Below are 22,591 nucleotides of genomic sequence, written 5' to 3'. Positions count from 1 at the left end.
TCCTTAACCGTCGGGATCGACCTTGCCGCGCATCGCCTTGACCTCGCCGCGCACCTTTTTGGCCTTGAGACGGCGCTTTTTCGACCCCAGCGTCGGGCGGGTGGCGATGCGGCGTTTCGGCGGGGTGAGGGCGCGGCGGATCAACTCGGCCAGACGCTCGCGCACCAACTCGCGGTTGCGGGCCTGACTGCGGGTCTCGTCACATTGCAGCACCAATGCGCCTTCGGTCGTCCAGCGCCGCCCGGCCAGACGGCGCAGGCGATTTTTCACCGGTTGCGGCAGGGAGGGCGAGGTGGCGGCCTCGAACCGCAATTCCACCGCCGAGGAGACCTTGTTCACATTCTGCCCGCCGGGGCCGGAGGCACGCATGAAGCTTTCCGTCAGCTCCCAATCCTGAATGGCGATGTCATCGTTGATGTGCAGCATGGGCTCTCCTTGCCCCGCAACATGCCAGCCCGCGTCCTGAGGGTGAAGGGGGAATGCGAAATGGGCCGCCCCTTGCGGAGCGGCCCAATCGAATGGTTTCAGGAGGGGGATCGGTTAGACCGACGTCCACCAGGTGGTTGCATTGCCAGGGGCTGCCCTAGCAGGAAACCCCGCTGGCTGTTCCAACACCTCGCTCCAATACCTTTCTTGACACTGGATCACCTCCTTTACATTTGTTGAACTCACCCTGAGCGTTGCACAGGTTTTGAAATTCGCAAAGCGTTTTTTTTAAGGGGCGCGGCGGCAGGGGGTGGCCCCCTGCGCCGGTATCACGCGCGGGCGGTCAGCCGTGCGGTCAGCAGCCGGAAGGGGATCAGCGCGATCAGCGCGATGGCCAGTTTGACCGACCAATCCGCCACGGCGAGCGAGACCCAAAGCGGCGCGAGCGGGCCCGTGCCCAAAAGCGGCAGCGTCTCGGCGGCCCAAGCCACATCGGTGGCGGGGTGGATGAACGACAGGCTGGCCGAAAAGGCGATGGAGAAAAACAGCGCCGTGTCGATCGCGCTGCTGATCAAGGTGCTGACCAAGGGCGCGCGCCACCATGCGCCATCGCGGAAACGGTTAAAGATCGTCACGTCCAACAGCTGCGCGACGAGGAAGGCGGTGCCCGAAGCCACGGCGATGCGGATCGTCACCAGCGGGCCGAACTCGCCCATGATCTGCGACCCAATGAGCGAGCAGATCAGGCCCACGACAAAGCCCACCAACACGACCCGGCGCGCGGCAGAGGCGCCGTAGAGACGGTTCATCACATCGGTGACGAGGAAGGCGAGCGGATAGGTGAAAGCCCCCCATGTCAGCCATTGGCCAAAGAGAAACTGAACAAGGATATTCGAGGCCACGACGATGGCGGCCATGGCAAGAATGCCGGGAAGATAGGTGCGTGTCATATGTGAACCGTTTTGTGCAAGGGTGCGGCGACTTGGCCTGCGGGGATCGCAGACGGGATGGCTTTAGTCGCCGGAACCCGGTTTGGCAAGGATCAGCTCGACCACCTCATTGCGCTGCATGACGAAGAAGTTGTCGTCCGACAGCAGGGTCAGCCGGGTTTGCCCCGCCGCATCCTGCCAAGTGCTGAGCGCTTCGAGGTTGTCATATTGACCGGGGCCGGAGGTCAGCAGTGTCTCTTCGCCAAGCCCGGGCGCGGTGAGGTCGAAGCTGCGGATGCGGCTGCGAAACCCCAGCGGCGTGATCGTCCGCTCCAGCAGATAGAGCGTACCGTCTTGGGCAAAATCGGCATCCACTGGCAGGAACGGCCCCCGGCGCGGGATCTCTGCGGTGATCGTCCAACTGCTGCCGTCAAAGGCATAGAGCGGGAAATCACCCGAGGCCGGGCCGCCGCCTTCGGGGGTCGCAAAGAGCCGCCCATCGGGGTGGGCGGCCAAAGTCTCCATCCCCGCGTTTGGCTCGAACTTGGCGAAGTCGTCGTGTCTGGGCAGCGGGGTGGTGACGCCGCTCTTGGGCGACAGCCGCGCGACATGGTGGTCGTGTTCGAATGAGACGTAGAGTTGCCCGCTGTCGTCACGCGCCAGCGCTTCGGCATCGCGCATCTTGTCGCGCAGGGGCTTGCCATCGGCATCTTTGAGCGGCGCATCCTCCTCAATCTCAAGCGACACCAGACGGCCCGCCTCGCGCAGCATGCGCGCTTGCACGACGCGGCCCCGGTCCGACACCGCCGTGAGGCGGGTGCCATCGGCATTCACCTCAACCCCGGAAAAGCCGCCGAACCACGGCGCCGGATGGCGCCATGTCAGCACGCTGTCCACTTGCACCACCGGCCCTGTCTGCGCGGCGGGGGCCACGCAGGCGATGAGCAGGAAGAACGGGAGGCAGGCGCGGATCAGTTTGCGTTCAGAACGGCGTTGCATTGGGCAGGCAGGTCCGCAAGCAGGATGTCGCGCTTGGGCTTGGGTTTTACTTTGGGCGCATTCGGGTCGGGCTTTGGCGGGTTCAGGATATTGGCCTGCCACTGGCGCGCATCGGCGCAGCCGTCACCGGGCGGGGGCGGGGCCTGATCCACGCAGCCGCGCGCGCCCTTGGGGCAGCTGATGCGGATGTGGAAATGGTAGTGATGCCCGTACCAAGGCCGGATTTTGCGCAGATAGCTGCGGTCGCCTTTCTCATCGGCGCACATCTGCACCTTGGCGCCGGGGAAGACGAAGATACGCGCGGTGCGGGGGTCTTGGGCCGCAGCCTTGATCACCTCGTGATGCGCAGGTGTCCAAGAGGAATTCACATAGGCCCCGCTCGCCCGGCGCATGGAGATCGACGAGATGTTCTCGCGCTGCGCCCGGCTGAGGTTCAGGGATTTGGGCGGCAGCATCCAGATGTCGGCATCAAGCCCGATCTGGTGGCTGGCGTGGCCGGTCAACATTGGCCCGCCGCGCGGCTGGCTCATATCGCCGACATAGACGCCTTCCCAACCGGGCTGCTGCGCGGCCTTGCGGCTGAGCTTTTTAACCATGTCGATCATCTCGGGATGGGCCCAGTTGCGGTTGCGCGATAGGCGCATGGCCTGCCATGTCGGACCTGTCTCGGGCAATTGCTCGGCCCCGGCAAGGCAGCCTTTGGAATAGCTGCCGAAAGCCGCCGGAGATTGCGCGGAGGCAAAGTTCTTGGCGCCGAAAAGCCGCTTGGCCTCAACCGTGCTCAATGCGCCGCCCGAAGAGCCGATGGTCGGCAGGGCGACCTTCTCATCGCTGATGTCGGTCTCGGTCCGACCGCCCCCGCAAGAGGCAAGCGCAAAGGCCAGCGCCACGGAGGTGAGGGTGCGAAGCAGCGTCATGTGGCGAAATCTCCCTTGGGTTTGACCCAGGCTAACAGGATCAAGCCGACGATGAAAAGCCCCACGACGGGGGTGATCCCCAGCCTTTGGCTGCCGGTGAGGTCGCTGGTCAGGGCAATCAGCGCCGGTGCGAGGAACGAGGTGGCCTTGCCCGAGAGGGCGTAAAGGCCAAACGCCTCGGTCATCCGATCGGGGTTTCCCTGCCGGGTCAGCATGTTACGCGATGACGCCTGTAGCGCCCCGCCCGCCGCGCCGATAGAGGCCCCGGCGACGTAGAACAGGATATCCGGCAGGGCGGAGCCTTCGGGCAAAGAAACGCCCATGACGGAATTCGGCCCCAGAGAGACGATCAGGCAGGCGGTGGCGATGAGGATGACGCAGCAGGCCACGATCACCGGCATCGGGCCGATGCGCCGGTCGATCCGCCCGCCCAGCACGCAGAACACCGCGCCCGAGATGGCGGCGAGGATGCCGAAGATTCCGATCTCTTGGATCGACCAATCCAGCACCCCAAGCGCATAGACCCCGCCAAAGGTATACATCCCGTTCAGCGCGTCGCGGTAGAACATCGACGAGCCGAGATAGGCCAGAAGCGACGGGTGTTTCGGCAGCCCCCGCAGGGTGCGCACCAAATCCGCAAGACCCGCGCCCACGCGATAGCGCACGGCGCCGGGTTTCGGCCTGTCGCGCACATAGAGGAAGAAGGGGATCATAAAAACCGCGTACCAGATGGCCGTCAGCGGCCCGACGATGCGGGTGTCGGCCTTTGTCGCCGGGTCCAGCCCGAAAAGCGGCGTCAGCCCCGCCATGGTGCGCCCATTCGCGCCGCTTTGAAACAGGGCGATCATCGCGATCAGCGCCAGCACCCCGCCCGCATAGCCAAAGGCCCAGCCATCGCCGGAAATGCGCCCCCGCTCATCCGCGTCGGGGTGCAACTCGGGCAGGTAGGCATTGGTAAAGATCGTCGCGAACTCCATCCCGACCAAGCCGATGCCGAAGAAGAAAAGCGCCCAAAGCAGCGAGAAATCTCCCGGGGCCGTCCACCACAGCGCGCCCGCGCCGACCACATACATGGCCGAGAACAGCCAGATCCAAGGCATCCGCCGCCCCGAGGAATCCGCCACCGCGCCCAAGATCGGGGCCAATATGGCAATCGCAACGCCCGCGAGGGCCAGACCATAGCCCCAGTATGCCTGCGCTTGGGCTTTGGCGGCGGAAAGCTCCATCCCGCCCTCGACCAGCGCATTGGTCGCGGTCTGGGCGAAATAGGGGCCAAAGATGAAGGTCAGTAGCAGGGTGTTGTAAGGCTGGCTGGCCCAGTCGAAGAAATACCATCCCCAGATGCGCTTGCGCCCGCCTGTCTGTGCCATGTTGCGCCCTTTCGCGGCCTGCCCTTTTTCAAGTTAGAGCAGGGCAGGGCGCAAGGCGCAAGCGTCTGTAAGGGCGGGGGTGAGGCAGAGGAGGGCGGTCGGCTCAGGCCGAAAGCGGCCCTGCCGCAGCGGGGGCCGGGGCCGCGTCCTGCATCGGCGGCCAGGTGCGGTGCGCATCGGCGCGGATCCATTCGGCCACCCAGCCCGGCACCTCAGGCGAAGCTTGCTGCCGCCCCATCGCTTGCAAGACCTTTTCCGGCGGGATCAGCCCGTTACGATCGGTGACGGCGGAACGGTAGAGCACATGGCTCGCGCATTCGCCGTTCTTCTTCCACATGGATTGCTCAAGGTAGATGAACTTGTCGTCCCAACACAGGGTCCGGCTGCGCATCTCGAACTTTTCGAACATGCGGATGCGGCGGCGGAACCGCGTGCTGGAGCCCGCGATGGTGATCGCCCATTTGTTCTGCCGCAGCAGCGTGATCAGCCCGGCCCGCTGCGCCATGGCGGTGCGGCCCAGATCATAAAGCGACAGCGCCCGCCCGTTGTTCAACTCCATCCAGATATCGAGGTCATGCGGCCAGCAGATGTGGTGGCTGACATGGGTATCGGTCAGATTGTCCAGCGGCGCCTGCCGCGCGGCGACGATGACGTCTTTGGCCATGCGGATGATCGGGAACATGAGGCTTTCCTTTGTCGTGACGCCGCGGATCTGCGGCGGAAGCGGTGCGTGGTCAAGCATATACGTCGCGGCACTCTTGCCCTTTGAGGGCGGGGCGCTTAACTGTCTTGCGTCAAACCAAGGGGATATTCCATGACGTCGCTGTTCCAGATCCTGATGCTGCTTTTGAACATCGTTTGGTTCATCGTCATCGCTCATGTCATTATGTCTTGGTTGATCAACTTTCAGGTGCTGAACCTGCGCCAACCGCTGGTGGCGCAGATCTGGGACGGGCTGAACCGCATTCTTGAGCCGGTCTATAGCCGCGTGCGCAATGTGATCCCGCCGATGGGCGGTCTGGACCTCGCCCCCCTGATCGTGCTGATCGCCGTAGCCATGGCGCGGATCGTGCTGACCAACAACGCAGCGGCCTTCTACTGACGCGTGGCTCGGCCCGCCCGCGCGCCGATGTCGCGGGCATCTGGCCTTGTTCACGCTTTGTTAGTGTGGGAGTCTGCATAAAAAGAGCAGACAATCTTACAGGTTCTCCATGACAGGCGCTGCCACGCTTCTTCGTGATGTTTTCGGTTTCGACGGGTTCCGCCCCGGCCAGCAAGAGATTGTTGAGGCCGTGACCGAGGGCGAAAACGTGCTGGCCATCATGCCCACAGGCGGCGGCAAATCCCTGTGTTTCCAATTGCCTGCGCTGATGCGCGAGGGCGTGACGGTGGTCATCTCGCCGCTGATCGCCCTGATGCGTGATCAGGTCCGCAGCCTGCAAGAAGCAGGCGTCGCGGCAGGCGCGCTCACCTCAGGCAACACGCCCGAAGAGACCGATGCGGTTTGGGAGGCGCTGGAAGCTGGCACGCTCAAACTGCTCTACATGGCGCCGGAACGGCTGGCGGCAGGCTCCGCCATGGGGATGCTGCGGCGCGTTGGCGTCAATCTCATCGCCGTGGACGAGGCGCATTGCGTCAGCCAATGGGGCCATGACTTCCGCCCCGATTACCTGCGCATCGGTGAGCTGCGCCGCACGCTCGACGTGCCACTGGCGGCCTTCACCGCCACGGCGGATGCCGAGACTCAGGCCGAGATTGTCGAGAAGCTCTTCGACGGTACCCCGCCGCGCGCCTTCCTGCGCGGTTTCGACCGGCCCAACATCCACCTCGCCTTCGCCGCAAAGAACAAGCCGCGCGACCAGATCCTCGCCTTTGCAGGGGCGCGGCGCGGCCAGTCGGGCATCGTCTATTGCGGCACCCGCGCCAAGACCGAGGGGCTGGCCAAGGCGCTGCGCGATCAGGGGCAGGAGGCGCTGCATTACCACGGCGGGATGGAGGCAGAGGACCGCCGCATCGCCGAGCGCCGCTTTCAGCAAGAGGACGGGCTGATCGTCTGCGCCACCGTGGCCTTTGGCATGGGCGTCGACAAGCCCGACATTCGATGGGTCGCCCATGCCGATCTGCCCAAGTCGATCGAGGCTTACTACCAAGAGATCGGCCGCGCCGGGCGCGACGGGGCACCTGCCGAGACGCTGACGCTTTTCGGCCCCGATGACATCCGTCTGCGCCGCGCCCAGATCGACGAAGGCCTCGCCCCGCCCGAACGCCGTGCCGCCGATCACGGGCGGCTGAACGCGCTTTTGGGTCTGGCCGAAGCGCTGGAGTGTCGTCGCAAGACGCTTCTGGGATATTTCGACGAGGCCGAAGTCACCTGCGGACGTTGCGACCTTTGCGATAGTCCGGCGGAGGTGTTCGACGGCACCACGGCGGTGCGCAAGGCGCTTTCGGCCATGCTGCGCACCGACGAATGGTTTGGCGCGGGCCATCTCATCGACATCCTCTTGGGCAACGAGACCGAGAAGGTCCGCCAGCGCGGCCACCAGTCGCTGCCGACCTATGGCGTGGGCGGGGAATACAGTCGCAACGAATGGCAGGCGGTGTTCCGGCAGATGATGGGCCATGACCTCGTGCGCCCGGATGCCGAGCGCCACGGCGCGCTGCGCATGACCGACGCGGCCCTGCCGATCCTGCGTGGCGAGGCCAGCATCAACCTGCGCCGCGACACGATCAAGGCGGCGGCGGCCAACCGGCGGCCCGCGGTCAAGGCGATGGTCAGCGACGAGGATGCGCCGCTCCTCTCGGCGCTCAAGGCCAAGCGCCGCGCACTGGCCGAGGCGGCGCGCGTGCCCGCCTATATCATCTTCACCGACCGGACATTGATCGAGATGGCCGAGGCGCGCCCGCAAAACCTCGACGCCATGGCGCGGATCGGCGGCGTGGGGGCCAAGAAGCTGGAAAATTACGGTGCGGCCTTCCTCGAAGTCATCAACGGCGAGGCGCAGCCGATGCATAAGGCGCGGCGCAAGCTGGCGGGGCGCGAGGCGGGCAATGTCTATGACCAGCTGTTGCAGGTGCAGGCCGATCTGGCGCGCGGCGAACAGGGGACCGAAAAGCCGCTGAGCTGTTCTGCCGCGATGCTTGCGAAAGTGGCCCAACTGCGCAGCGCCGACCCTTCGGCCATCGAACGATTGCTCGGCGACAAACGCGCCGAACGCTTTGGCCCCGCCTTTCTGGACGTTCTGCGCGACGCGGGCTAGATCACCCCGAAACGCCCCCAAGGAGACTGCCATGCTCGTCGTTATTTCCCCCGCCAAACGCCTTGATTGGGCCGAGCGCAATGTCGCCGTCACCCAGCCTGATTTTCAGGAAGACGCCGTGCGGCTGGCGACGACTGCGCGCAATCTCAGCTTGGGCGATCTTAAAAGCCTGATGGGGCTGAGTGACGATCTGGCGCGGCTTAACCGCGACCGCTTCCAGGCGTTCGAGGCTGAGCCCTCAGCCGAGGTCACCCGCCCCGCCGCGCTGGCCTTCGCCGGCGACACCTATCAGGGGCTGGAGGCCACGAGCCTTGATGCCGATGAGATGACCTATGCCCAAGATTACCTGCGCATCCTGTCGGGCCTTTACGGCGTGCTGCGCCCGCTCGACGCGATCCAAGCCTACCGGCTAGAGATGGGCAGCAAGCTGAAAACCCGCCGGGGCGGCAACCTTTATGACTATTGGCGCGACAGCCTGTCAAAGGCGTTGAACGCACAGGCCGAGGCGACCGGAAGCGATGTTCTGGTGAACTGCGCCAGTCAGGAATACTTTGGCGCGGTGGACCTCAAGGCGCTGAAACTGCGGGTGATCACCCCGCAGTTCATGGAAGATAAGGGCGATGGCAAGGGGCCGAAGATCGTCAGCTTCTTCGCCAAGAAAGCCCGCGGTGCCATGGCCCGCTACATCGTGCAGCACCGGGTGAACGACCCGGAAGGCTTGCAGGATTTCGACAGCGGCGGCTATGCCTATCAGCCCGACGCCTCCACGCCCGAGCGTCCGGTCTTTGTCCGGCCCTACCCGTCGAACTGACCTGCTGGCGGGGCGGCGATGCGCGCCTTCCCGCCGTGCGCCGCCCGCCGGGCGATTGCCGCGCTTGCCGAAGGCGCGTAGACCTAGCGCCATGAAATACCCGCTTGTCACCGCCGCTCTCCTCGCCTGCGCCACACCGCTTGGCGCGCATCCGCATATCTTCGTCGATACCGGGTTCGAGGTGATCGTTGATGCCAAGGGTCGGTTGACCCATCTGCAGATCACATGGGCCTATGACGAATTCTACTCTCTCTTGGTGACCGAGGATCGCGGGCTCGACCCCGACTACGACGGCGTGTTGACCGAGGCGGAGGTCGCCTCTCTCAACGGGTTCGACATGCAGTGGATCGAAGGGTTCAACGGCGATACGGTCTTGCTGGACGGGGGCGAAGAGCTCGCGCTCTCGGGTCCGCAGGACGTGGAAACCCGCTTTGCCGAAGGCCGCATCATCTCCAGCCATCTGCGCGCGGTTGAAGGCCCGGCGCCGGATGCCGATGGACTGGTCATCAAACCCTATGATCCGACCTATTACACCGCCTATGAGGTGACCCAGAAAGTGACCATCCAGGGCAGTGACACCTGCCGCGCGCGGGTCAAGATGCCGGATATGAATGCCGATCTGCGCGCCCTTCAGCAGGATCTGAGCGCGCTGGACGCCAATACCGATCCAAGCGATGTGGGCCTGCCGGAGATCGGCGAAGCCTTGGCCAATGAAGTGGTGATCACATGCGACGCATCATAGCGCTGGCGGCATTGGCGACCCTGTTGGCGCTGGCGGCACTGTGGTGGTCGGGCGGGTTCAACGCCCTTGCCCATTGGGCCGCGGGGCAGCAGCGCGGGTTTCAAAACAGCATCGCCAGCGGGCTGCGCGCCACGCGGGGCGGCGATACGGCGGCGTTCTGGACGGTGCTTTTGGCGTCTTTTGCCTATGGCGTCGTCCATGCGGCGGGGCCGGGGCACGGCAAGATCGTGATCGGCGGCTATGGGTTGGCGCGCGCGGTGCCGGTGCTGCGGCTCACGCTGATCGCGCTCGCGGCATCTTTGGGCCAAGCGGTGACCGCCGTGGTTCTGGTCTATGCGGGGATCCTCCTCCTAGGTCTTGGGCGGGAGGCGCTGGTCGGCGTGACCGAAGACATCATGGCCCCGGCAAGCTATGGCGCGATTGCCCTCATCGGGTTTTGGCTGATCTGGCGCGGGCTGCGCCATGCGCGGCAGGACAGATCGGCGCATTCCGGTGAAGTATGCAGCCATTGCGGCCATGCCCATGGGCCCAGTCTGGCGCAGGTTCAGCGCGCGGGCAGGCTGCGCGACGCGCTGCTTTTGATCGGTGGGATCGCCATACGGCCCTGCACCGGCGCGCTTTTCGTGTTGGTGATCACTTGGCATATGGGGATCGGCGGGGTCGGCATCTTGGGGGCCTTTGCCATGGCGCTCGGCACCGGCTTGATCACCATCGCCACCGGCTTGGCCGCCACGGGTCTGCGCGCCGGGGTCTTGGGCGGCCTCGCCGGATCGCCGAGGCTGGCCCAAGCCGCAGCGGTGGCCGAGTTGACAGCGGGCTTGGTCGTGGTGACGCTGGCGGGCGGCTTGCTGCTGCGGGCGCTTTAGCGGCGGCCCTCGCGCAGCCATGCGGCAATGATGAAGAGCGCCGAAAGCAAGAGCACCAGCCACCCCGGCAGCAGCGGCGTTTGTCGCACATCGCGCGTCTCGTAAGCGCCGCGCGGGGTCAGCCCCAGCCAGCCGCGCCCGGCGGCAGGGCGGCCAAGGCGCACGTCGCGCAGACGGGGGAGCCCATCCTCCACCCGTGCCACCCCACCGCGCAGGCTGTCGATCGCCGGGCGCAGGGCCGCGTCGCTGGCGATGGTCTCGACAAACTCGCGCGGGGCGGCGGGGCCGAGGCCGATGACGGTGACCTCATCGCCGTTCTCCAGCCGGTAGAGGCCGATCTCTTCGCCGGTATATTCCGCCTCGAACCGGCCCGGCTCGGCGGGGGCGAGGGGCAGCTCGGTCGTGCTGCCATCGGGGGCGGTGATCGTGACGGGGGGCACGGTCTCGTCCAAGGTGCGGCGGGTGATGCGCATGGTCCGGCCTTGGGCAGAGGCCATCAGCGCCTCTTCCTCAAGCTCGGGTTCCTTCATCATCCAATGGGCCAGACGACGCAGCAATTCCAACTGCGGGCCGCCGCCCTCATAGCCGCGGTTCCACAGCCATGCGTGGTCAGAGGCGAGCAGCGCCACGCGCCCCTCATCCACCCGGTCCAGCACCAGAAGCGGGCGGTCGTCCGCGCCGGTCATCACCACGTCGCCGCTGTCAGCGGTCACGTCGATCTGGCGCAGCCAGCGGCCCCAGTCGCCCTTGCCGGGCAGGTCTGAGGTGACGGGATGGCGCTGGCCGATGTCGGTGACGACCGGGGGGAAGGCTTCCTCCAACACCCGCGCGGTGGGGGTGGCTGGCAGCACCGTGCCGAGCGGCGACCGGTAGAGGCTGTCGGCACTGGCAAAATCCGGCCCGGCGGCGACCAGCACCGCCCCGCCCTTGCGCACATATTGCGCCACATTATCAAGGTAAAGCGCAGGCAGGATGCCGCGCCGTTGGTAGCGGTCAAAGATGATGAGATCGAAGTCGTCGATCTTTTCCATGAACAATTCGCGCGTCGGAAAGGCGATAAGCGACAGCTCGTTCACCGGCACCCCATCCTGTTTGTCGGGCGGGCGCAGAATAGTGAAATGCACCAGATCGACCGCGCTGTCGGACTTCAGCAAGTTGCGCCAAGTGCGCCCGCCGGGATGCGGCTCGCCTGAGACCAAGAGCACGCTGAGCCGGTCGCGCACGCCGTTCATCTGGATCAGCGCGGCATTGTTGCGGTCGGTCAACTCCCCCTCGGCTTCGGGCAGGGAGAAGCGGATCACGTTGCGCCCGCCGTGGGGCAGGGCCACGGGCAGTTCAAGGTCTTGGCCAATCGGCACGTTGAAGCTTTGCGGTTCTTCCCCATCGACAGAGATATCAAGCTGAGTCAGCCCGCCGCTCTCGGGCGCGGCCCCCAGATCGTCGATGCGCAGGGTCAGGGTCACCGGCTCTCCGATGATGGCAAAAGCCGGGGCGTTGCGCACGGTCAGGCGGCGGTCCCAATCCTCGGCCCGGCCGGTCTGCAGCAGATGCAGCGGCGCGGGCAGGTCGAGCGGCAGATCGGCGTCATGCACCCGGCCATCGCTGAGCGCCAGAATGCCCGCGATCCGCGCGCGTGGCTCTTCGGCTAGCGCATCGGCCAGCGTGGTCATCAGCCGGGTGCCGGCATCCTCGGCCCCGTCGGGCACGGTGATCCGGCGCAGCTCCGTATTGGGGCGGGCGGCGATGCGGGCAGAGAGCGCCTCTGCCGCCGCGTCGGTCTGTGCGGCGCGGTCGGAGAGCCCCTGGCTGGCGCTTTCGTCTTCCAAAAGCAGCACGATGTCCGACAGCGGCGCGCGGTCTTCGGTCTGGTAGGATGGCCCGGCGAGCGCGGCCAGAACCACCGCCGCCGCCAAGCCCCGCAGGGCCCAGCCCGACAGGCCGCGCCACAGCGCCAGCAGAAGGCCGAGCGCGGCCAGCACCGCAAGGCCGATCAGCAGCGGCAGGGGGATCAGCGGGTCGAAAAGCACGGTTCCGGTCATTGGCCCAACCTATCCAGCAGCGCAGGCACATGGACCTGATCGGATTTGTAGTTGCCGGTCAGCACATGCATGACAAGGTTCACGCCAAAGCGATAGGCCAGTTCGCGCTGCCGCTCTCCGGCAAAGCCGCGCCCGATGGGCAAAAGCGGCGCGCCATCGCGGCGCACGGCCCAAGCGGCGGCCCAGTCGTTGCCTCCGATCACCACCGGCGTCACCCCGTCATTGAGGTTGCGAAAGGGCATCCCCTCAATCCGTTCCGCATCGGGCGGCGCAGCCTCGACCCAGACATCGCGGCTGCTGTAGCGGCCCGGGTAGTCTTGCAACAGGTAGAAGGTGCGCGTCAGAACGTGATCGCCGGGCAGCGGCTCCAGCGGCGGAATGTCGAGCGGCGCGGCCAGTTCTTGCAGCTTGCGCCCGTTTGGGCTGGCGGCACCGTAGCTGGCGATATCCGCGTCCCGCGTATCGAACAGGATCAGCCCGCCCGAGCGGAGGTAGTCGTTCAGCTTGCCATAAGCCTCGGACGAGGGCTGCGGTTGGTCGGGGGTCACCGGCCAATAGAGGATCGGAAAGAAGGCCAGTTCGTCCTGCTCAAGATCAACGCCGGTGGGCAGGTCAGGCTCCACCGTGGTGCGGAAGTAAAGCGTGTCCGACAGGCCGATCAGCCCGGCGCGGGCGATCTCGTCAACGTCGCTGTTGCCGGTCAGCACATGGGCCAGCGTCACCTCCGAGGCCGAGCGTATGGCAAAGTTTTCGGGGTCATTCTCTTGCGCGTCGCCCATCTGGGGGGCGATGGCCAGCCCCAAGGCCAGCGCCAAGCTGCCGGTGGAGCGGCGCAGCAGCAGCCCCGAAAGGGCGAGGGAAGCCAGTACATCGGCCACCAACAGCAGGATAGCGAGGCTCAGAAGCGCCCCGGCGAGTGGTTGTTCTGGTGGCAGAGCGAGACCGCGCAGTGGCACATCGGCGGGCCATGTGGCGGGGGTAAGGGCAGTCTCGGTGGTCAGCACATTGCGCGCAAGCCGCCGATCTTCGGCGCCGTAGATTCCGGGCGGCAGGGCGGGGCCTGCGGGGGCCGAGATCAGGTCAGGCCCCGCGACTCCGGGCAGATTGCCCGCGTCCGACAGGATGCCGAAACCGTCCATCACCCGCAGGGGCGTCCATGTGGTGCCCTCAAGGCTCTCGGCCTCGGGGGCGCTGGCACCCGATGACACGGCCAGCCGTTCCATCATCTGCACGAAAAGACCCGACAGAGGCAGGGTGGACCATTCCGCCGTGGCGGTGACGTGGAACAGCACGATCTGCCCCTGACCCACCGCTTTGCGCGTGACCAGCGGGGTGCCATCGCTCAGCGCGGCGATCACCCGGTCGGCCAACGTTGGGTCGGGTTGGGCCACGACTTGGGCCGAAACGGTCACGTCATCGGGCACCGTCAGCCCGAAGAAAGGCGACCCGTTGCGGAAGGGGGCCAGCGCCTTGGGCTCCCCCCAAGACATCGCGCCGCCGACACTGCGGCCCCCGGCGCGCAGGCGCACGGGCATCAGCGGGTCTTCGTCGATACGGCTGACATCGCTTGCCGCCACGCGCGGCCCGGCGAAACGGATGAGCATGCCGCCCGCGTCGATCCACTCTTGCATCGGCTCGGCCTCGGCGGGGGCGAGGGTGGCCACATCCGCCAGCACGATCACATCGGGGTTGGCGGGCAGCACCTCGGTCAGGGTGCCGTCGATCAGATCTGCACTCGGGGCCAGCGCCTGTTCGATGTAATGCAGCGGCGAGAGCAGTTGCAGCCCCTCCTGCGCCCCGCGCCCCCGGATCAGCGCGACTTCGCGGCGGCGCAGCCCGTCATCGACCAAGCTGCGCGCCCCGGCGGAGCGTTGGCCCGCAATGTCGAAAGAGGTCAGCCGCGCGCGCATTTCGGCAGGCAGCGAGAGGGAGGTGCGGGCCTCGGTCGCGCCCGCCTCGAATGTCGCATTGGCGGTGGCGAGCACGCGGGCGTTGCCCGCCGGATCGCGGCCATGGGCCTGCACCACCGCCGCTCGTTCCGGTCCGGGCGCGGCGCGGCGCAGGGTCAGGTCGATCACGCCATCTTGGTAGACTGCGGGCGCGATGCCGATGACATTGCCCGCGGATTGATGCACCTCGACCGCACCTTTGGATTGCAGCGCGGCAAGCAGGGCAGCGCGGCCCGGATAGTCTAGCCCGTCGCTGAACCACAGGGTGTCGAAGGCGGGCAGGGCCGCCACGATCTCGGCCGCGCGGGTCAGCTCTGTCGGGGCCGGTTGCCACGGCGCGGGGGTGAACCCGGCCAGACGGCTGCGCCACGCATCGGCGGATTGGAAGGTCGGCACCTGCGGGTCGGTGAGGCTGAGGATGCCCACCGTCCGCTCGGCCCGCCCGGCGCGGGTGAGTTGCGCGTCAACGGCGGCCATCTGTCGGTCCCAGCCGCTGGCCCCGGCCCATGAGCCGTCCAGCAGGATCAGCAGCGGACCGCTGCCTTCTTCGGTTTCCGCCTGAGGGTTCAACACCGGCCCGGCAAGGCCGATGATGATCGCGGCGACGGCGAACATCCGCAACAGGAGCAGCCACCACGGCGTGCGGTCGCTGGTGCTGTCGTCATCCGCCAACCCCAGAAGCAGCGCCACGCCGGGAAAGCGGCGGCGAACCGGCGCGGGCGGCACGGCCCGCAGGATCAGCCAAAGGATCGGCAGCGCCAGCAGGGCCAGCAGCAGCCAAGGCGCGGTGAAACCGATGCCGCCGAAAACGCTCATGCCGCACTCCCCTGCCGCGCGTCCAACGCGCCATAGAGCCAGAGCAGCGCCGACTGCGCCGTGGCATCGGTGTGGTGCAGCCCATAGCGCCAGCCGGTCCGGGCGCAGAGTTGCTGCAAGGCGTCTTTGCGCGCCGCCAGCCGGTCGAGGTAGCGGTCACGCAGGTCATTTGCCTTGAGCGTCTCATGCCGCAGGCTGCCGCCGACGCTTTCGAAAATGGTTCGACCCGCGAAGGGGAAAGCCTCCTCCGCCGGGTCCAGCAGGTGATAGAGCACGCCGCGCACGCCACGGTCGGCGGCCTTGGTCAGCGCGGTCTGTACCGGGTCGAGATCGCCCATGAAGTCCGAGATGAAGACCGCCCGCGCATGGGGGATCATGCCGCGATGTTCTGGCGGGGCGTAGTCTTGGCCATCGTCTTGGCAGAGCAATTCGGCCAGTCGCAGCACCTGCGGATTGCCGCGCCGTGGGGGCAGGGCGGTGCCGGTCAGGCCCACACGCTCCCCCCCGCGCAGCAGCAGGATTGCCAGCGCGAGGCCCAAAAGGCGGGCGCGGTCGGCCTTGTCAGGCAGCGCCTTGTCCGAGGCAAAGCGCATCGAGGCCCCCTGATCCACCCAGAGCATGACGGACTGCGCGATCTGCCATTCGCGCTCGCGCACGAACTCCTGATCGCCACGGGCCGAGCGGCGGTGGTCGACCATGCGGCGGCTGTCACCGATTTGCGCCGGGCGGTATTGCCAGAAATCATCCCCCGTCCCTGCGCGGCGGCGGCCATGGGCGCCGGGCAGAACGGCACCGGCCAAATGCTCGGCCCGCGCCAGCAGGGCGGGCAGCCGGGCCGCTTCGCCCTCGGCGCTGGCTCTGAGGGACAGGGGGCTATGGGTCACGCGGCGGCCTTTTTCCCGATCAATTGACCGGCGGTGGCGTCGATCAGGTTTTGCAGGCTTTCGCCCCTTGCGCGGGCGGCAAAGTTCAGCGCCATCCGGTGGCTCAGCACCGGGCGGGCCATGGCGAGCACATCTTCGGCGGAGGGGGCCAACCGCCCCTCCAGCAGCGCACGGGCGCGCACGGTCAGCATCAGCGCCTGCGCGGCACGGGGGCCGGGGCCCCAAGCGACGCTGTCGCGCACGGGCTGGGTTGCCTCAGGCTCATCGGGGCGGAAGGCGCGGACAAGGTCGAGGATCAGTTCCACCACGCTGTCGCCCACCGGCATCCGCCGCAGCAGGGTCTGGGCAGAGAGCAGGCCTTCGGTGGTGAAGACCGGGCGCACCGCGCCCTCTTCGACGCCGGTGGTGGCCAGCAGAATGTCCCGCTCTGTCGCGCGGTCGGGGTAGGCCACGTCGATCTGCACGAGGAAACGGTCAAGCTGCGCTTCGGGCAGGGGGTAGGTGCCTTCCTGTTCGATCGGGTTTTGCGTGGCCAGCACATGGAAGGGCTGGCCAAGCGCGCGGTCCTGCCCCGCGACGGTCACAGTCTTCTCCTGCATCGCCTGCAACAGCGCGGATTGCGTGCGCGGGCTGGCGCGGTTGATCTCATCGGCCATCAGAAGCTGGCAAAAGATCGGCCCTTCGACAAAGCGGAAGGCGCGGCTGCCGTCTGGCGCGGTGTCGAGCACTTCGGAACCCAGAATATCGGCGGGCATGAGGTCGGGGGTGAATTGCACCCGGTTGCCATGCAGGCCCATGACCGTGCTCAATGTCTCAACCAGCCGCGTTTTGCCTAAGCCCGGCAGCCCGATCAGCAGGCCGTGCCCGCCACAGAGCAGCGCCGTCAGCGCAAGGTCGACGACCTGCTCTTGCCCGACGAAACGCCCGGTGATCGACTGTTTCGCCGCGGCGAGCTTTTCGGTCAGCGCTTCGATTTGCGCGATCAGATCATCCGCTTCGGCCATGACATTTCTTTCCCCGGAGTTATATCTTTCAGGTGTAAGTGTATCGCGACCAAAGGGAATGGCAAAACCAATGAGCGGACAAAATACCGTGACACCCACGGCAGACAGTTTGATCGAAGCCGCCAAGGCCGCAAAGGCGCGCGGAACCCCGCCGCTTGAGAAGTGGAACCCGGAATTTTGCGGCGATCTGGACATGCAGGTCAAACGCGACGGGACGTGGTTCTATCAAGGCACACCCATTGGCCGGATCGAAATGGTTAGGTTGTTCGCATCGATTCTCTGGCGCGAGGGGGATGATTATTTCCTCAAAACCCCGGTGGAGAAGGTCGGCATCACCGTCGAAGATGCACCATTCGTCGCCGTGGACTTCGAGGCCGAGGGCGCAGGCGAGGCGCAGCAGTTGCGGTTTTTGACCAATCTGGGCGACGTGGCCGAGGCGGGCGCGGCGCATCCGATCCGCGTGGTCTGCGATGAAGAGACGGGCGAGCCTGCGCCCTATGTGCTGGTGCGCCGCAATCTGGAGGCGCTGATCGACCGCAAGAGCTTTTATCGCTTGGTCGATCTGGGCCAGCACCGCGATGGCTGGTTTGGTGTCTGGTCGGGTGGGGAATTCTTTGGCATCATCCCTTCGGAAGACCTGCCGTAAGTTGACCGAAAGACCCGAATGCCGATTACCCCTGCCGCCAATCTGTCGCTGCTTTGGTCCGAACTGCCCTATCTGGACCGGTTCGACGCGGCGGCGGGGGCGGGGTTTGGCGCGGTCGAGGTCTTGTTCCCCTATGACATGCCCGCGAAAGAGACGCAGCGCGCCTTGCTGCGCAATGGCTTAACGCTCGCCCTGATCAACGCGCCGCCGCCGAATTACACGGGCGGTCCGCCCGGTTTCGCCGCCCTGCCGGGAGGGGAGGCGCGTTTCGCCCATGATATGCGCCGGGTCTGGCGCTATGTGGAGGCGCTGCGGCCCCAGATGGTGCATGTCATGGCCGGGGAGGCCGAAGGGCCAGCGGCGGCAAAGGCTTTCGTGGCGAACCTGCGCCATGCCGCGGCAGAGGCGCCGCCAGGGGTCACCTTGATGATCGAACCGCTCTGCCCGCAGGCCAAACCGGGGTATTTTTTGAACGACTACGCGCAGGCGGCGGAGCTGCTGGCGGCGGTGGATGCGCCCAATGTAGCGCTGCAATTCGACAGTTTTCACGCGCAGATGATCCATGGCGATGCCGTGGCGGTTTTCGAGGAATATCGCCCCCTGATCCGCCATGTGCAGCTAGGTGACACGCCAAAGCGCGGCGCGCCGGGCAGCGGTGATGTCGATTTCGGCGGGCTCTTTGCCGCGCTGCGGGCGGGCTATGACGGTTTTGTCAGCGGGGAGTATATTCCGGGCGGCCCGACCGAGCGGTCCTTGGGGTGGGTGACCGCCTTAGGGGAATGACACCGGCGTATCTCCGGGCTGCCACTGGGGGTATTTGTCCATCACGCTTTCGAAGCGGTGCGAGGCGAGGAAGCGGTCGAGCCAGCCGCGCAGGGCGGGGCAGTCCTGCGCGTCGAACCAAGCGCGGTCGATAAAGGCGAACTGCCGGACGAAGGGCAGGATTGCGTAATCCGCCAGCGTAGGGCGGTCAAAGATCCAGTCCCCCAGTTGCGCGTCGAGGTCATGGAGGAAGGTTGCCGCCTTGGCGCGTTGCTCTTCGGGGTCCGCCTCGGGGTAGCGGGTGGCGTATTTGGTGCGGTCCAGCGCGTCTTTGAACGGGCCGTCGGCGCGGGCGATCCAGTCGTGGCCTTCGGGCGGCATGTCGCGCCAGCCCTCGGGATCGTTCTGGGCCAGCGCCCATTTCATGATGTCGAGGCTTTCGTCGATGGGGCCGGTTTCGGTGACGAGGCAGGGCACGGTGGCGGTGGGTGAGGCGTCAAGGAAAGCTTGCGGTTTGTCCCGGAGGACGACTTCGCGGAGGTGGACGGGGGTTTGCGCGGCCGCAAGGGCGAGACGCGCGCGCATGGCATAGGGGCAGCGGCGGAAGGAGTAGAGGATTGGGGTCATGCTAGATGATCTAGCGCATAGGGGACGCGTGTACAAAGGGCCATCGCCCGAGAATGGGGCCGGCCCGGAATCAAGCCGGAGGCGCCGGCCATCGCCTGCCCGCTCCACCGGGTAGGCGATTTGGTGAGGCTGGGCGTAACCTTGAGGCCGCACATCATGGCTGAGAGATTAAGTGGCAGGAACTGAGCTTGGATCGCCAACCCGCGGGCAGGCGATGGCCCTCCACCCTACTGAAACGGCGTCGGCGGCAGCCCCTTGCCGGCAAAGCGCGCCACGTCATCCACCCGCTTTGACCGCGCCGTCGTGGTCCGTGCCGCGTCGATCCACGCCAGTGCATCGGCGCGCAATTCGGCATTGTAGCTGTCCCAGCCCGCCTGCGCGCCGGTCTCTTCCAACGCTTGGGCAAGGTCTTCGGGAAGGGCCGCGTCTTCCATCAATGCGCCTCCGCCCAATTGGCACCCACACCGGCGTCGACGATCAGCTTCACATCCAGCTTCACCACCGGATCATTGGCATTCTCCATCACCTCACGTGCGGCGGCGATCAGTGCGTCTTCGGCACCCTTTTCCACCTCGAACAGCAGTTCATCGTGCACCTGCAACAGCATGGTCGCGGGCAGATCGGCGATCGCCTCGGGCATCCGCACCATGGCGCGGCGGATCACGTCGGCAGCGGTGCCTTGGATCGGCGCGTTGATCGCGGCGCGGGCGGCGAAACCGGCCTGCGGCCCCTTGGCGCCGATGTTGGGCGTGTTGATCTTGCGGCCAAAGAGCGTCTGCACATAGCCATGCTCTTTCGCAAAGGCTTTGGTTTCATCCATGTAAGTGCGGATGCCGGGGAAGCGCTCGAAATAGCGGTCGATGAAGCCCTGCGCCTCGGCCCGTGGAATGCGCAGGTTGCGCGCAAGTCCGAAGCCCGAGATGCCGTAGATCACGCCGAAGTTGATCGCCTTGGCGTTGCGGCGAATTTCCGGCGTCATCTGATCCATCGGCACGTCGAACATCTCGGAAGCGGTCATGGCGTGGATGTCATCGCCGCGTTGGAAGGCTTCCTTGAGCGCGTCGATCTGGGCGATATGCGCCAGAATCCGCAGCTCGATCTGGCTGTAGTCCAGCGCCACCAGCACCTTGCCCTCGGGGGCGACGAAAGCCTCGCGGATGCGGCGGCCTTCCTCGGAACGGATCGGGATGTTCTGCAAGTTCGGATCGGTCGAGGCGAGCCGCCCCGTCGCCGCCCCGGCGATGGAATAGCAGGTGTGCACGCGACCCGTCTCGGCGTTCACATGGTCTTGCAGCGCATCGGTATAGGTCGATTTCAGCTTGGACAGCTGCCGCCAGTCCAGCACCCGGCGGGCGAGGTCATGTTCGGTTGCCAAATCCTCCAGCACATCCGCGCCAGTAGAGTATTTCCCGGTCTTGCCCTTCTTGCCGCCGGGCAGCCCCATTTTGCCAAAGAGGATTTCACCAAGCTGGGCGGGGGAGCCGACGTTGAAGCTCTCGCCCGCCAACGCGTGAATATCCGCCTCCAGCCCGGCCATTTTCTGGGCAAAGGCGTTGGACATGCGGCTGAGCGTATCGCGGTCAACCTCGATGCCCGCCCGCTCCATCTGCGCCAGTACTGGCACCAGCGGGCGCTCCAGCGTTTCATAAACCTTGGTCACTTCGGCGCGGTGCAGCTGCGGTTTGAACAGCAGCCACAGGCGCAGGGTGACATCGGCATCCTCGGCCGCATAGGGTCCGGCGTCTGCCAGCGGTACCTTATCAAAGGTCACGGCAGATTTGCCGCTGCCCAAGAGCGGTTTGATCGGCAGGGGCGTGTGGCCGAGGTAGCGTTCGGAAAGCGTGTCCATTCCGTGCCCGTGCAGACCTGCGTGCATGGCGTAGGACATCAGCATGGTGTCGTCGATGGGGGCGACCGCGATGCCCAGTTGAGCGAATATCTTGCTGTCGTATTTCATGTTCTGCCCGATCTTGAGGATCGCGGGATCCTCAAGCATCGGGGTCAACAGTTGCAGCGCCTCTTCGACCGGCATCTGACCGGGGGCTAGCCCCTCTCCGCCGAAGAGGTCATCGTCGCGGCTGGCTTTGTGGGTCAGCGGGATGTAGCAGGCCTGCCCGGGCTCTACGGCCAGTGAAACGCCGACCAGTTCCGCGGTCATCTCATTGAGGCCGGTGGTCTCGGTATCGACCGCGACATAGCCCCGCTCGTAAATCCGATTGAGCCAGACGCGCAGCGCTTCGGCGTCGCCGACCTGTTCGTATTTGCCGTGGTCAAAGGCCACCTCGGCCACCTGCGGCGCATCGGCCACGGCGGGGGCGGGCGCTTCGGGGATGGTGGGGGCCTCGCGGCCCAGCACCTCGGCCACGCGTTTCGACAGGGTGCGGAACTCCATCTCGGACAAGAACCCCAGCAGGCGGTCCGCATCGGGGTCGCGCACTTCGAGGTCGTCGATGGTGAAGTCGAGCGGCGTGTTCTCATCCAGCAGGACAAGATTGCGGCTCAGGCGGATTTGCTCGGCATGGTCGATCAGGGTCTGGCGGCGCTTGGGTTGTTTAATCTCGCCCGCCCGTTCAAGCAGCGCATCCAGATCGCCGTATTCATTGATCAAAAGCGCCGCCGTCTTAATCCCGATGCCGGGCGCACCGGGGACGTTGTCGACCGAATCGCCCGCCAGCGCTTGCACGTCGACGACGCGTTCGGGATAGACGCCGAACTTCTCGAACACCCCATCACGGTCGATGGTCTTGTTCTTCATCGCGTCGAGCATTTCCACCCCGTCGCCTACAAGCTGCATCAGGTCCTTGTCGGAGCTGATGATGGTGCAACGCCCCCCGGCAGCGCGGGCCTGTACGGCGAGGGTGGCGATGATGTCATCGGCCTCATAGCCCTCAAGCTCTTTGCAGGCGATGTTGAAGGCTTCGGTCGCGGTGCGGGTCAGCGGGATCTGCGGGCGCAGGTCTTCGGGCATCGCATCGCGGTTGGCCTTGTACTGGTCGTACATGTCGTTGCGGAAGGTGTGGCTGCCCTTGTCAAAGATCACGGCGACATGGGTGGGCGCGTTGGGGCCGGTGTTGCCCTCTACATAGCGGTGCAGCATGTTGCAGAAGCCCGCCACGGCGCCAATCGGCAAGCCATCGGATTTGCGCGTCAGCGGCGGCAGGGCGTGATAGGCGCGAAAGATGAAGGCAGAGCCGTCGATCAGATGCAGGTGGTGGCCTTTGCCGAATGTCATAGGAATGCTCCGCTGGGTTGGCGACCCTTTTGCCACGAAGCATGGCCCACGGCCAGACGCCAATGCGCCGCGCGGGCAGGTTCGTGCCGTCGGTTCAGATGTTCAGTTGTGGGCCGGAAAGGCTCAGACTTTGCCTTCGAAATCCGCATGCACGAATTTACAGTCGCAATAGCCGCATTCGACCCAGCCGCGATCTTGGGGGATTTGCAGCCAGACGCGCGGGTGGCCAAGCGCGCCTTCACTGCCGTCGCAGGCCACGCGCCAAGTGTTCACGATGCGGGTTTCGGGCGCTTGCAGGGTCATGGAGTTGGTCCT

The 22,591-nt window shown here is 65.9% G+C and carries 21 protein-coding genes; 7 read left to right on the top strand and 14 right to left on the bottom strand.

What is annotated here, in order from left to right:
* Positions 1–3: 3 nt before the first annotated feature.
* The 6 genes from arfB to ACGYLI_RS07745 form a co-directional block, all read right to left on the bottom strand.
* Positions 4–426 (bottom strand): alternative ribosome rescue aminoacyl-tRNA hydrolase ArfB, encoded by a 423-nt coding sequence (gene arfB / locus ACGYLI_RS07770; RefSeq protein ID WP_067267837.1) that lies wholly within the window; start codon positions 424–426, stop codon positions 4–6.
* A 329-nt stretch (positions 427–755) separates the two neighbouring features.
* On the bottom strand, positions 756–1,376 hold the full coding sequence (locus ACGYLI_RS07765; protein ID WP_394418578.1) for a queuosine precursor transporter: 621 nt from the start codon (positions 1,374–1,376) through the stop codon (positions 756–758).
* Between the two features lie 63 nt (positions 1,377–1,439).
* Positions 1,440–2,354 (bottom strand): esterase-like activity of phytase family protein, encoded by a 915-nt coding sequence (locus ACGYLI_RS07760; RefSeq protein ID WP_394418576.1) that lies wholly within the window; start codon positions 2,352–2,354, stop codon positions 1,440–1,442.
* A complete protein-coding gene (mepA, locus tag ACGYLI_RS07755) occupies positions 2,327–3,271 on the bottom strand; it encodes a penicillin-insensitive murein endopeptidase (RefSeq protein WP_394418574.1) in 945 nt (314 codons plus the stop codon). Before mepA ends, ACGYLI_RS07760 begins: the two co-directional genes overlap by 28 nt.
* Positions 3,268–4,641, bottom strand: a complete 1,374-nt coding sequence (locus tag ACGYLI_RS07750; RefSeq protein WP_394418572.1) for an MFS transporter — start codon at positions 4,639–4,641, stop codon at positions 3,268–3,270. Before ACGYLI_RS07750 ends, mepA begins: the two co-directional genes overlap by 4 nt.
* A gap of 103 nt (positions 4,642–4,744) precedes the next feature.
* Entirely contained in the window at positions 4,745–5,323 is a 579-nt protein-coding gene (locus ACGYLI_RS07745; protein ID WP_394418570.1) for an acyl-CoA thioesterase, read from the bottom strand.
* Between the two features lie 132 nt (positions 5,324–5,455).
* Between ACGYLI_RS07745 and ACGYLI_RS07740 the strand changes: the two genes are divergently transcribed.
* The 5 genes from ACGYLI_RS07740 to ACGYLI_RS07720 all read left to right on the top strand — a co-directional run bounded on the left by ACGYLI_RS07740 (position 5,456) and on the right by ACGYLI_RS07720 (position 10,317).
* Positions 5,456–5,743, top strand: coding sequence for a YggT family protein (locus ACGYLI_RS07740; protein ID WP_067267829.1), 288 nt, complete (start codon positions 5,456–5,458; stop codon positions 5,741–5,743).
* A gap of 109 nt (positions 5,744–5,852) precedes the next feature.
* Positions 5,853–7,898: a DNA helicase RecQ gene (recQ, locus tag ACGYLI_RS07735; RefSeq protein WP_394418568.1), complete on the top strand. Its 2,046-nt coding sequence runs from the start codon at positions 5,853–5,855 to the stop codon at positions 7,896–7,898.
* A gap of 31 nt (positions 7,899–7,929) precedes the next feature.
* Positions 7,930–8,709, top strand: coding sequence for a peroxide stress protein YaaA (yaaA, locus tag ACGYLI_RS07730; RefSeq protein WP_394418566.1), 780 nt, complete (start codon positions 7,930–7,932; stop codon positions 8,707–8,709).
* 91 nt (positions 8,710–8,800) lie between these two features.
* Positions 8,801–9,451: a DUF1007 family protein gene (locus tag ACGYLI_RS07725; RefSeq protein ID WP_394418564.1), complete on the top strand. Its 651-nt coding sequence runs from the start codon at positions 8,801–8,803 to the stop codon at positions 9,449–9,451.
* Positions 9,436–10,317: a nickel/cobalt transporter gene (locus tag ACGYLI_RS07720; protein WP_271688470.1), complete on the top strand. Its 882-nt coding sequence runs from the start codon at positions 9,436–9,438 to the stop codon at positions 10,315–10,317. Before ACGYLI_RS07725 ends, ACGYLI_RS07720 begins: the two co-directional genes overlap by 16 nt.
* Here the strand turns inward: ACGYLI_RS07720 and ACGYLI_RS07715 are convergent.
* From ACGYLI_RS07715 to ACGYLI_RS07700, 4 genes are read right to left on the bottom strand one after another with little or no spacing between them, the layout of a single operon-like run.
* Positions 10,314–12,356 (bottom strand): hypothetical protein, encoded by a 2,043-nt coding sequence (locus ACGYLI_RS07715; protein ID WP_394418562.1) that lies wholly within the window; start codon positions 12,354–12,356, stop codon positions 10,314–10,316. The genes ACGYLI_RS07720 and ACGYLI_RS07715 overlap by 4 nt on opposite strands.
* Positions 12,353–15,121, bottom strand: coding sequence for a DUF4159 domain-containing protein (locus ACGYLI_RS07710; protein WP_394418560.1), 2,769 nt, complete (start codon positions 15,119–15,121; stop codon positions 12,353–12,355). The genes ACGYLI_RS07715 and ACGYLI_RS07710 overlap by 4 nt, the downstream gene beginning before the upstream one ends.
* Entirely contained in the window at positions 15,118–16,005 is an 888-nt protein-coding gene (locus ACGYLI_RS07705; protein ID WP_394410965.1) for a DUF58 domain-containing protein, read from the bottom strand. The genes ACGYLI_RS07710 and ACGYLI_RS07705 overlap by 4 nt, the downstream gene beginning before the upstream one ends.
* Positions 16,002–17,009 carry an AAA family ATPase gene (locus ACGYLI_RS07700; protein WP_394418558.1) on the bottom strand — a complete coding sequence of 336 codons (1,008 nt, stop codon included), beginning with the start codon at positions 17,007–17,009 and terminating at the stop codon, positions 16,002–16,004. The genes ACGYLI_RS07705 and ACGYLI_RS07700 overlap by 4 nt, the downstream gene beginning before the upstream one ends.
* A gap of 70 nt (positions 17,010–17,079) precedes the next feature.
* On the opposite strand from ACGYLI_RS07700, the gene ACGYLI_RS07695 reads away from it, so the two are divergent.
* Positions 17,080–17,655: a DUF1285 domain-containing protein gene (locus ACGYLI_RS07695; protein WP_394418556.1), complete on the top strand. Its 576-nt coding sequence runs from the start codon at positions 17,080–17,082 to the stop codon at positions 17,653–17,655.
* 18 nt (positions 17,656–17,673) lie between these two features.
* Positions 17,674–18,438, top strand: coding sequence for a hydroxypyruvate isomerase family protein (locus ACGYLI_RS07690; protein WP_394418554.1), 765 nt, complete (start codon positions 17,674–17,676; stop codon positions 18,436–18,438).
* On the opposite strand, the gene ACGYLI_RS07685 is transcribed toward ACGYLI_RS07690, so the two are convergent.
* The 4 genes from ACGYLI_RS07685 to ACGYLI_RS07670 all read right to left on the bottom strand — a co-directional run bounded on the left by ACGYLI_RS07685 (position 18,427) and on the right by ACGYLI_RS07670 (position 22,579).
* Positions 18,427–19,044, bottom strand: a complete 618-nt coding sequence (locus ACGYLI_RS07685) for a glutathione S-transferase (RefSeq protein WP_394418552.1) — start codon at positions 19,042–19,044, stop codon at positions 18,427–18,429. The two genes, ACGYLI_RS07690 and ACGYLI_RS07685, sit on opposite strands and share 12 nt — an antisense overlap.
* A 227-nt stretch (positions 19,045–19,271) precedes the next feature.
* Positions 19,272–19,478, bottom strand: coding sequence for a YdeI/OmpD-associated family protein (locus ACGYLI_RS07680; RefSeq protein WP_394418550.1), 207 nt, complete (start codon positions 19,476–19,478; stop codon positions 19,272–19,274).
* Positions 19,478–22,276, bottom strand: a complete 2,799-nt coding sequence (gene polA, locus ACGYLI_RS07675; protein ID WP_394418548.1) for a DNA polymerase I — start codon at positions 22,274–22,276, stop codon at positions 19,478–19,480. The genes ACGYLI_RS07680 and polA overlap by 1 nt, the downstream gene beginning before the upstream one ends.
* 123 nt (positions 22,277–22,399) lie before the next feature.
* Positions 22,400–22,579, bottom strand: a complete 180-nt coding sequence (locus ACGYLI_RS07670; RefSeq protein ID WP_067263007.1) for a zinc-finger domain-containing protein — start codon at positions 22,577–22,579, stop codon at positions 22,400–22,402.
* Between the last annotated feature and the right edge of the window lie 12 nt (positions 22,580–22,591).

The organism is Sulfitobacter sp. 1A13421 (assembly GCF_043557285.1).
Lineage (GTDB): Bacteria > Pseudomonadota > Alphaproteobacteria > Rhodobacterales > Rhodobacteraceae > Sulfitobacter > Sulfitobacter faviae.
The sequence above is the reverse complement of the archived record's forward strand: the minus strand, read 5'-3'. Positions and strand labels throughout refer to the sequence as shown.

Bases quoted from the DNA above. Each gene is read 5' to 3' on its own strand.
- yaaA (WP_394418566.1), top strand. From the start codon at position 7,930: ATGCTCGTCGTTATTTCCCCCGCCAAACGCCTTGATTGGGCCGAGCGC.
- ACGYLI_RS07700 (WP_394418558.1), bottom strand. From the start codon at position 17,009: ATGGCCGAAGCGGATGATCTGATCGCGCAAATCGAAGCGCTGACCGAA.
- ACGYLI_RS07750 (WP_394418572.1), bottom strand. From the start codon at position 4,641: ATGGCACAGACAGGCGGGCGCAAGCGCATCTGGGGATGGTATTTCTTC.
- ACGYLI_RS07765 (WP_394418578.1), bottom strand. From the start codon at position 1,376: ATGACACGCACCTATCTTCCCGGCATTCTTGCCATGGCCGCCATCGTC.
- ACGYLI_RS07670 (WP_067263007.1), bottom strand. From the start codon at position 22,579: ATGACCCTGCAAGCGCCCGAAACCCGCATCGTGAACACTTGGCGCGTG.
- polA (WP_394418548.1), bottom strand. From the start codon at position 22,276: ATGACATTCGGCAAAGGCCACCACCTGCATCTGATCGACGGCTCTGCC.
- ACGYLI_RS07685 (WP_394418552.1), bottom strand. From the start codon at position 19,044: ATGACCCCAATCCTCTACTCCTTCCGCCGCTGCCCCTATGCCATGCGC.
- ACGYLI_RS07680 (WP_394418550.1), bottom strand. From the start codon at position 19,478: ATGGAAGACGCGGCCCTTCCCGAAGACCTTGCCCAAGCGTTGGAAGAG.
- ACGYLI_RS07710 (WP_394418560.1), bottom strand. From the start codon at position 15,121: ATGAGCGTTTTCGGCGGCATCGGTTTCACCGCGCCTTGGCTGCTGCTG.
- ACGYLI_RS07695 (WP_394418556.1), top strand. From the start codon at position 17,080: ATGAGCGGACAAAATACCGTGACACCCACGGCAGACAGTTTGATCGAA.
- recQ (WP_394418568.1), top strand. From the start codon at position 5,853: ATGACAGGCGCTGCCACGCTTCTTCGTGATGTTTTCGGTTTCGACGGG.
- ACGYLI_RS07760 (WP_394418576.1), bottom strand. From the start codon at position 2,354: ATGCAACGCCGTTCTGAACGCAAACTGATCCGCGCCTGCCTCCCGTTC.
- mepA (WP_394418574.1), bottom strand. From the start codon at position 3,271: ATGACGCTGCTTCGCACCCTCACCTCCGTGGCGCTGGCCTTTGCGCTT.
- ACGYLI_RS07715 (WP_394418562.1), bottom strand. From the start codon at position 12,356: ATGACCGGAACCGTGCTTTTCGACCCGCTGATCCCCCTGCCGCTGCTG.
- ACGYLI_RS07745 (WP_394418570.1), bottom strand. From the start codon at position 5,323: ATGTTCCCGATCATCCGCATGGCCAAAGACGTCATCGTCGCCGCGCGG.
- ACGYLI_RS07720 (WP_271688470.1), top strand. From the start codon at position 9,436: ATGCGACGCATCATAGCGCTGGCGGCATTGGCGACCCTGTTGGCGCTG.
- arfB (WP_067267837.1), bottom strand. From the start codon at position 426: ATGCTGCACATCAACGATGACATCGCCATTCAGGATTGGGAGCTGACG.
- ACGYLI_RS07740 (WP_067267829.1), top strand. From the start codon at position 5,456: ATGACGTCGCTGTTCCAGATCCTGATGCTGCTTTTGAACATCGTTTGG.
- ACGYLI_RS07725 (WP_394418564.1), top strand. From the start codon at position 8,801: ATGAAATACCCGCTTGTCACCGCCGCTCTCCTCGCCTGCGCCACACCG.
- ACGYLI_RS07690 (WP_394418554.1), top strand. From the start codon at position 17,674: ATGCCGATTACCCCTGCCGCCAATCTGTCGCTGCTTTGGTCCGAACTG.